Consider the following 9,083-nt stretch of genomic DNA (forward strand, 5'->3'; position numbering starts at 1 on the left):
AATGAAACGGTTTTGATATTGAACCCGCTGCGCGGGTTCAACAAAAACTTCGACATTTTTACCGTGAGTTTCGCTCACGGCTATTCAAACTCAAGCCCAAAGGGCTTAAGTTGACGGTTATGGTGCCTCACCGACCGGAATGCCGCGTATGAAGCGAAAATTTGAAACACTAAAAAAGTGGTATTACATTTTAGTATAAGTTGCATCAGCCTCTTTATACCCGATTCGCAGCGCCTTCACCATTAATACTTCTCCTTTATTCAAAACAATAACTTCACCCTTATAAACATTCCATACAGGTGGTGCAGGCAGTTCTTTCAGCCCTTTTTTCCGGCCAGGCATTGTTCCAAAATCCCAGCTTCTCACTTCATGCATTACCGGGGTTGTATCGCTCCCTGTTCTTATTATCCTGTAACCCACAGAGGCGCCTCTGGTAGCGCAGGAAATGGTTACGCCTGCACCTGCTGCTGTTATCAGGGGTGGGTCGGTTAGTGGGGGTGTGGTGTCATGCTTCCACCAGTTTGCCAGCATTTCCTTTTCAGGCATGGCGCCCATATCCCCTGTATTATTCAGCCAGCTCATTAAAGCGCCTTTTAATTCTTCCCGCTTATGCCTGTATGCTGGATCGGCTGCGAGGTTATGCAGCTCATCAGGGTCATTCTTTACATCATACAGCTCTTCAACAGGTTTTGTATCAAACCACGTCATGGGTATAGAATCAAGCTGCCCGCTGTCTCTTAAAGCAATTATCTCTTTCATCATGGGAATACTGAGGCGGTATTCTATATTCTGGTAATGGGGCTTCGCCGGTTCAAAATTATACAGGTATTCAAATTGCTTATCTTTTACAGCCCTTACCCTGTCATATTCGGTATCCATCCTGTCTCTTCCGGCAAATACATATTTGCGCGGTGTTTTATTTTTTTGCTCACCCAGAAAAGCCTGCCCCTGCATATATGCCGGCACGGGAATGCCGGCAAGGGAGAGAATGGTGGGGGCGAAATCCACAGCGCTTATCAGGTCATCATTGCTTGTTCCCGCATTTGCGCCGCCGGGAAAATGAATGATCAGGGGAATGTGTATGCCCCTTTCCAGCAATTCCCTTTTATACCAGGGCAGCGCTCCGCCATGGTCGCTGAAAAAAAAGATAATGGTATTGTTATATAAACCATCTTCTTTTAAGCCCCGGATGATTTCCCCTACCTGGGCATCCATTATTTCTATATTGGTGTAGTTGCGGGCAATGCATCTTCTTACCGTTTTTGTATCAGGATAGAAAGGAGGAACTTTTACTGATGACGGATCTACAAAAAGGCTGTCTTTCTCCCGCATATACAACTGCGATTCATGCGTCACGGCAAGATTAAATACAGAAAAGAACGGCTTTTCTTTCGGGCGGTTCCTGTAAGAAGCAGCAAGGCTGTTCTCATCCCAAACCGTTACGGGCGGTATAAACTGGTAATCCTGTTTTTCATTATTGGTACAATAATAACCGGCCCTGCGCAAATATTCAGGAAAACACTTTACGTAATCGGGTATCACTGCCGAATAAGCCGGTATCCCGATTCTTTTGGCTGTTTCCGCCGGGAAAAGCGTGCGCATGTGCTGTGTGCCAATGGAAGTCTGGTACATGCCGGTTATAATGGCCGACCGGCTTGGTGCGCACACGCCTGCCGTTGTGTAAACATTCGTATAGCGAACGCCTTCTCTGGCAAGCTGGTCTATGTTGGGCGTTTTAACCGTTTTATCTCCGTAACAGCCAATGAAGGGCGATATATCTTCACAGGTGATCCACACTATATTTGGGGCAGTGTGCTGCGCCTGCAGTATCAACGGCATAAGAATCGCTGCAAAAGATAGCCTTAGGATATTCATACATTTGAATTTTATTGTGATTTACCGCCTTGTAAATTTCAGCGCCTCTGTTTTTCGACTTTTTTGAAGTTCAGGCTCAACAAACCATCTGCAAAACTTCTGCTTTTCAGGTTATTTAATTGCCTGTTTTTCCCGCTTGTCTCCTGTTTTTACCAGGCCTCCCGGTCAGGTCATCACCAAGGTCATCCCTTGCTTCTTCCACAAGCTGCTGTAACTGGCTTACTATTTCCGGGTTTTGATCTTTCACATCATAGCGTTCCCCGGGGTCGCGACTTAAATCATATAAGGCAAGCCCTGTGGAATCAGTAATGGTTGGGCCAGGCCACCCGTCTTTTCCGGGAGCGGCATTGTAAGAGCGGTAAGCATGCGGCAATACTAATTTCCACAAACCCTGCCGCACTGCTTCAAGGTTGTTCTTTCCAAAATAAAAAAACAAATGGTCCCTGGGGCTGGCATCAGCGTCTCCTTTAATTAGAGACAGTATATTCAATCCGTCTATTTTATTTGCCAGCAAAGGCGCGCCGGTGATGGCGGCGAGCGTTGGCAAAATATCTATGTTGCAGGCAAGCTTATTGCACACCGTTCCTGCCGGCACTACGCCCGGCCATTTCACTATGGCGGGTTCCCGCTGGCCGCCTTCCCAGGTAGTAGCTTTTCCTTCCCTGAAGGCGCCGGCAGAACCGGCATGGTTGCCGAAATTAAGCCAGGGGCCGTTGTCGCTGGTAAAAATAATCAGCGTGTTTTTGTCGAGGCCGTTATCTTTCAAGGCCTTCATTACTTCGCCCACCGACCAGTCTATTTCCATCACCACATCTCCAAATAAGCCCCGTTGGCTTTTGCCCCTGAACTTATCTGACACGCCCAACGGTACATGCACCATGGAGTGGGCGAGATAAAGAAAAAATGGCTGCTGCTTATGTTGCTGAATAAAGGTTACGGCCTTTTCCGTGTACCAGGTGGTAAGCATATCCTGGTCTTTTAAAGTGGTGATGTAACGAACAGGGTCATTGCCTTCTATCAGCGGTAAGGGCGGGTTGGTATGCTTTCTGCCCCAGGCCTCATCTGTGGGTTTTACGGGGCTGCCATCATAATTCACCGGCCACATATCGTTGGAATAAGGCAGGCCGAAATAATAATCAAAGCCATGCTGCAAGGGTAAAAACTCTTTATAATCGCCCAGATGCCATTTGCCGATTATACCTGTAAAATATCCTTTCTTTTTCAGCACTGTTGCTATTGTTTCTTCTTTATCGCTTATGCCGGTTTTTGAACCGGGTGATAAAGCGCCGGAAATGCCAATCCTGTTTGGATAACACCCAGTTAATAAGGCTGCCCTTGAAGCGCTGCAGATAGGCTGTGCTGCATAAAAATTGGTGAACCGCATTCCTTCCGCAGCAAGCTTATTAATATTAGGTGTAGTGTAGCCCGTGCCGCCATACGCTTCCACATCGCCATAACCCATATCGTCCATAAAAATCAAAACAATATTGGGCTGGTTATTTTTTGACTGGGCAATTGCTGCACCGGCAAAAAAAGATAACACAACTGCAGCCAGCCATACAAGATAATTTTTCATATTGATGTGGCCGGTTTATTTAACAGGTGTATTAAAAAGTTCCAGCGCCTCTTTATCGTCATACTTTATTATCAGGCCTTTTAGCTTTTCCACCAGCGAGCCTTGTATGCTTTTATAGGCACTGTTGCCATAAACGTTCGTTAATTCTTCCGGGTCTTTTTTCAGATCGAACAGCTCCCATGAATTTACGCCTTTGTAAAAACGCACGAGCATATAATTCTTTGTGCGGATGCCGAAATGCGGGGAAACATGATGTGGCTGCGGATATTCATAATAATGATAATATTCCGCATCAGGCCAGTCAGCAACAGCTTCTTTTTTAAGCAAAGGATAAAACGAACGGCCCTGTACTTCGGCCGGCGCTTTCAGGCCTGCAATGTCTAATACGGTAGGCGCCCAGTCAATATTCGATACCAGGCTGTCTAATTTCCAGCCGGGCTGAATGACGCCGGGGTATTTTATCATAAAGGCTGTTTTAAGGGATTCGTCGTAAATAAAACGCTTGTCAAACCAGCCGTGTTCGCCCATATAAAACCCCTGGTCTGACGCATAAATCACCACAGTATTTTTACTTAACCCTGTGCTGTCTAAGTAATCGAGGATTTTACCGATATTCCTGTCCATTGATTTTGCCGTGGCATAATAATCTTTCAGGTAGCGCTCATATTTCCATTTTACCAGGTCTTTACCGCTTAGCTTTTTCTCATCAAATTCCTTCGTTATCTTTCCATAGTAATCTTTGAATGCTTTTTTCTGCGCTTCATCCATACGGCTGTATTCATCATATCCTGCGCCCTGGCCAAAACCCTGGTGCACTTTCAGGTCTTCTTTCAGGCGCATGGTTTTATCAATGGTCATATCCTGGTCTTTTGCGGCCAGCCTGGTATCGTAATTATCAAAAAAACTTTCAGGAAGCGGGAAATCAATATCATCATAGGCGCCCAGGTCCTGTATATCAGGCAGCCATTCCCTGTGCGTGGCTTTTTCACCCACAACGGCAAAAAACGGCTTATGTTCATCCCTGTTTTTTAACCAGTCGAAGAAGAAGCCCGAGATAAGGTCTGTAACGTAACCATGATATTGGGCAGTATCTGTTTTGCTGATAAACTGGGGATTATAATAAGTGCCCTGCCCGTTTAAAATTTTCAGGTAATCGAAACCATTCGGCAGGCTGTTTAAGTGCATTTTTCCAATCCAGGCAGTTTGATAACCATTTTGCTGCAGCAACTGCGGAAATACAAATTGTGTTACATCAAAAGGCTCTCTTCCGTTTAAAGCATAGCCGTTTTTATGGCTGAACTTGCCGGTAAGCAATGTAGCCCGGCTTGGGCCGCAAAGCGAATTGCCCACACAGTTATTGGTGAGCAGCACGCCGTCATGCGCTATGCGGTCAATATTGGGCGTGCTCATAAATTTGTTGCCATAAGCGCTGATGGCCTGGTAAGCATGATCGTCTGAAATGATGAATATAATATTCGGGCTATTGGTTTGTGCGCTTAGCGAAATGCTGCAAAATATAAGTGCTGACAATAAGATTGCTTTCATAATTACTATTGCTGGTTTTTATTTAAATGAATGATACCATCCGGTGGGGGTTGTTCCAGTAAAAGCAAGCCCTCCTGTGATCCTAACTGGATCCCGGAAATATCTTCAAAAATAAACAACTCCTATTAAGCCGGTAGGGATTTGTTGCCTGATTTTTATCTGCGCTGATCTCTTTATAACCGGCAGCCTTTCATGGAAAGAAAATTCATGCAAGCGGCAAGAGCAATTATACTATAGTTTATTCCTTAGAAGGCTGTTTGAAAATTTAATTCTTTAAAAGGGTTCAGCGATTTTTCGCACAGCGCAAAGGAACACACAACGTAATGAAGCGCCTCTGCTGGCTCTGTGTTCTCCGTGCGAAAAAATTTTAAACAGCTTCTTAAAATTAAGTACACCCAATTTATGGCAATCACATTAGCTCAGCAAATCTTATTTACCAAAGTGATGTATCAACCGGAAATAAGAAAACCTGTCATACAGCACCGGCTAAACACAACAAAAGCTGTTTAATCAATAACTGCAGGTGAGAGATGGCATAGCATGAATTTTTCATGCAGTTGCCATGAAATAAACTTTAAAACAGCCTTGCTGTTTATTGCAATACTTCGCTTAGCTTTTGTTCGAGCGCAGGGCCACGTAAACCTGATGCAATAATTTTTCCCTGCGGGTCAATTAAAACATTAAACGGAATGCCGTCAAAATGATACAGTGAAGCTGCTGCGCTGGGCGATCGAAGATCGCTTATATGCGTCCAGGCAAGATGGTCGTCCTGTATGGCTTTGAGCCAGGCGGTCTTATCATCATCCAGCGAAACGCCGAGAATATCGAAGTTTTTGTTTTTAAACTTATTGTAAGCTTCCACAACGTTGGGGTTTTCCTGACGGCATGGCGCGCACCAACTGGCCCAGAAATCAACCAGCAAATATTTGCCCTTGTAATTGCTGACGCTGATTTTTTTGCCATCGGGAGATGCCATTGTTAAATCCGGCGCCTGCTGGTTTAGCAATGGGTAATTTGCGTTTGGATTAACCTGTTTGGCAAGCTCTGTTTTAAAGCTGGCCAGGCCTGTGTGCTGTGGAAAACGTTTGGCCGCACTTTCTGCCAGGGCCGATAAATCCTGCGGGGCTATGGCGCCCTTGGCCCTGTCTAACACAAAACAAATAACAGCCGGATTTTTGGAACGGTTTATGGCGGCGGAAAGCAAACTGCTCAGTGCGCTTATGCGGGTTGTGTAGTCCTGTCGCAGGTTTCGCACATAGTTCGTGTCTTTTGCTGTTTCTTCTGTAAGCGCATTTAATTGCTGGTAAATAACGGCCAGCGCAGAATCTTTTTGAAAATAATCTTTTATAAAAGCATACAGTTCTTTTGTTGCATCGGAGCTTTTCACTTCGGGAAACTGAAGGCCGTTGGGCTCAAAATCTATCTTGATATCCTTTGTATCGTTCACCAAAATAACGGCAGGATTATCTTTAAATCCAATCATGAACAAATTCTGCTGGGCAGAACTTCCTTTCAACGTGTAATTGCCGTTCTTATCAATTTTAGCTGAATCAAGTTTTTTCGTTTCAGGTGTGGTATAAGAAAGCTCTTCAAGATAAATGCTGTCTGCCGATGGGTTTGTTATTTTGCCGCTCACTGTAAAGTTTTCGCCGCCATTTTTGCATCCTGCAAACAAAACCAGCGAAACTGCAACTACGATCAGATATTTCATTGTATTCAATTAAACATTAAAATTAATAATTAAAAAATACAGCAGATTTAAGAACCCTGCAGCTTCAATGCTTCTTCCAGCAATTGTGTAACCGTTTTCAGGTCTGCCTTTCCCTTGCTTAATTTTTTTACTTCTCCCACAAATAAACCTATCAATCCTTTTTTGCCTTTTTTGTATTCAGCTACTTTTTCGGGCATTTTGCTGATAACTGCATTTACCCATTGCTGCAGTTCATCGGTATTGTTTGTTTGAATAATGTTAAGCTGCAATGCAAGCGCCGCAATGCTTTCAGCGCTGTTCTTTAGAATAGCGGGCAATAATTTTGATGCTGCATTCGAAAAACTAACTTCTCCTTTATCAACAATTCCAATCATTTCTGCAAGCCTGCTAACCGGAACAGCACTTAAAGAAATACCTTCTTCGTTCACCAGTTGTTTTATGGGGCCGTTTATCCAGTTGGCGGCAGCTTTGTAATTAGTTGTGTGCTGAATAACCGATTCAAAATAATCAGCAATTTCTTTTTCCAGCGTAAGCTGTGCGGCATCATATTCATTCAAGCCAAATTCAGTTTGATACTTTTTATACAAGGCCTGCGGCAATGCCGGCAAATTATTTTTTATGCGGGTAAGACAATCTTCGCTTAAGTTCAGCGGCGGCAGATCCGGCTCGGGAAAATAGCGGTAATCGTTCGCTTCCTCTTTTTCGCGGATGGCAAACGTGGTATCATTCGAAGCATCAAAACTTCTTGTTTGCTGATAAATCTTTTCACCTTTTTCAAGCAGGCCAATCATACGGTCAATCTCAAATTCAATAGCCTTTCTTACGTTGCGTATAGAGTTTAGGTTTTTTACTTCCACCTTGGTGCCCAGTTTTATTTCATCTTTTAAACGAATGGAAACGTTGGCATCGCAGCGCAGGCTGCCCTCTTCCATATTGCCATCGCAAACGTTTATCCATCGCACAAGTTTTCTTAATTCAGTTACAAATAATCCGGCTTCTTCGGCAGAATGCATATCAGGCTCGGTAACAATTTCAATAAGCGGTGTGCCGGCACGGTTTAAATCTATGTAACTATAATCTTCATCCATATCGTGAATGCTCTTGCCTGCATCTTCTTCCAGGTGAATATGGTGCAGCTTTACATGGCGTTCTCCTGCCGAAGTTCTTATCGTTACAAAGCCGGGCCCGCATATAGGAACCGTATGTTGTGAAGTTTGAAAACCTTTTGGCAGATCGGGATAGAAATAATGCTTGCGGGCGAAATAATTTTTTTGATTGATACTGCAGTTGCAGGCAAGGCCCGTCATCACAGCGTATTCAACGGCCTTCTTATTTGTTTTAGGTAAAATGCCCGGATGCGCCAGGGTAATTACGCCAACATTTTCATTGGGGGCAGCGCCGTAGCTGTTGGCATCGCTGCAAAACAATTTGCTTTTGGTAGATAACCGTGCATGCACTTCAAGCCCTATAACCGCTTCATATTTTTGCGCTGCTTCATTCATGGGCGGCAAAAATACGGTGTGTTTTACGTATAAAGCATTACGGAAAGTTAACCGTTATTCAAATCTGTAATAATTTGTGTAACCTGCAACTGCAATGGAGGAATATGATTATCGCAAATATCAAATACAATTTCATGATTAGGCATATCATAATGATGTGAGATAAAGTCACGCAGGTTGATGATTTTCTTCCATTCCATACCAAGGTATTGATCGAAAATATCTTTATTAATTTTTTCTATCTTTTTAAGGGATTCGCCTATAAACTGTAGCCTCATTGAAATCGAATCCAGCGTTTCAAGTCCATTGTCACTTTTAATAAAATCTTCCGGAGATGGGATTTTTTTAAATCTTGTAATAATGATATCAGCAGGCTCCTGGATATTCATAAAGATTTTTTGTATAAACTCTTTGTCATACATAAATCAATTCTTTATGAACTGTATCAAGAAAAAATTTCTTTAAATGTGATCCTGTTGTAATTACATCAACCTTTTTGTTTAATGAATTCTCCAAAAAATCCTTAATGGCAAACCAATAGTCGTATTTCTGTTCCCTTAATTCAATTAAAATATCTACATCACTATCATCATTAAAATTATCCCTTGCATAAGAGCCAAAAAGGCCAATGCGCTCCAGACCATAATTCTTTTGAAGAAATGGTTTGTTTTTTTTAGAATAACCAAAATTTCATCTTGGGTCATATCTTTAATTCTTTCTGCAAATCATTACTAACTATTCCTTAGGATAGGCGACATTTGGTTCATTAAAAAAGGCTTTCACAAGTGTTATTTTTCTTTGAATTTCTTTCATGGTGTCTTCTACAGTTTCTCTGAATGTTTTTTTAGTGGGTGTGTGCTTCTTCTTTGCAACT

6 protein-coding genes and 1 pseudogene are annotated in these 9,083 nt (G+C 43.0%); all 7 read right to left on the minus strand.

Going from position 1 to position 9,083, the window contains the following annotated elements:
- Positions 1-183 precede the first annotated feature (183 nt).
- Positions 184-1,875 carry a sulfatase gene (locus QM629_RS03795; protein ID WP_415157353.1) on the minus strand — a complete coding sequence of 564 codons (1,692 nt, stop codon included), beginning with the start codon at positions 1,873-1,875 and terminating at the stop codon, positions 184-186.
- 115 nt (positions 1,876-1,990) lie between these two features.
- Entirely contained in the window at positions 1,991-3,451 is a 1,461-nt protein-coding gene (locus QM629_RS03800; protein ID WP_415157355.1) for a sulfatase, read from the minus strand.
- A gap of 15 nt (positions 3,452-3,466) precedes the next feature.
- Positions 3,467-4,996: a sulfatase gene (locus QM629_RS03805; RefSeq protein WP_415157357.1), complete on the minus strand. Its 1,530-nt coding sequence runs from the start codon at positions 4,994-4,996 to the stop codon at positions 3,467-3,469.
- A gap of 592 nt (positions 4,997-5,588) precedes the next feature.
- Positions 5,589-6,707 (minus strand): redoxin domain-containing protein, encoded by a 1,119-nt coding sequence (locus tag QM629_RS03810; protein ID WP_415157359.1) that lies wholly within the window; start codon positions 6,705-6,707, stop codon positions 5,589-5,591.
- A gap of 47 nt (positions 6,708-6,754) precedes the next feature.
- Complete coding sequence (gene gatB / locus QM629_RS03815; RefSeq protein ID WP_415157361.1) at positions 6,755-8,209, minus strand: Asp-tRNA(Asn)/Glu-tRNA(Gln) amidotransferase subunit GatB; 1,455 nt, start codon at positions 8,207-8,209, stop codon at positions 6,755-6,757.
- 47 nt (positions 8,210-8,256) lie between these two features.
- Entirely contained in the window at positions 8,257-8,598 is a 342-nt protein-coding gene (locus QM629_RS03820; RefSeq protein WP_415157363.1) for a DUF86 domain-containing protein, read from the minus strand.
- Between the two features lie 25 nt (positions 8,599-8,623).
- Positions 8,624-8,869: pseudogene (locus tag QM629_RS03825) on the minus strand (nucleotidyltransferase family protein); the annotation flags it as partial.
- Positions 8,870-9,083: the final 214 nt, after the last annotated feature.

Source organism: Parafilimonas sp., assembly GCF_047606085.1.
GTDB lineage: Bacteria > Bacteroidota > Bacteroidia > Chitinophagales > Chitinophagaceae > Parafilimonas.

Bases quoted from the DNA above. Each gene is read 5' to 3' on its own strand.
- QM629_RS03820 (WP_415157363.1), bottom strand. From the start codon at position 8,598: ATGAATATCCAGGAGCCTGCTGATATCATTATTACAAGATTTAAAAAA.
- QM629_RS03805 (WP_415157357.1), bottom strand. From the start codon at position 4,996: ATGAAAGCAATCTTATTGTCAGCACTTATATTTTGCAGCATTTCGCTA.
- gatB (WP_415157361.1), bottom strand. From the start codon at position 8,209: ATGAATGAAGCAGCGCAAAAATATGAAGCGGTTATAGGGCTTGAAGTG.
- QM629_RS03795 (WP_415157353.1), bottom strand. From the start codon at position 1,875: ATGAATATCCTAAGGCTATCTTTTGCAGCGATTCTTATGCCGTTGATA.
- QM629_RS03800 (WP_415157355.1), bottom strand. From the start codon at position 3,451: ATGAAAAATTATCTTGTATGGCTGGCTGCAGTTGTGTTATCTTTTTTT.
- QM629_RS03810 (WP_415157359.1), bottom strand. From the start codon at position 6,707: ATGAAATATCTGATCGTAGTTGCAGTTTCGCTGGTTTTGTTTGCAGGA.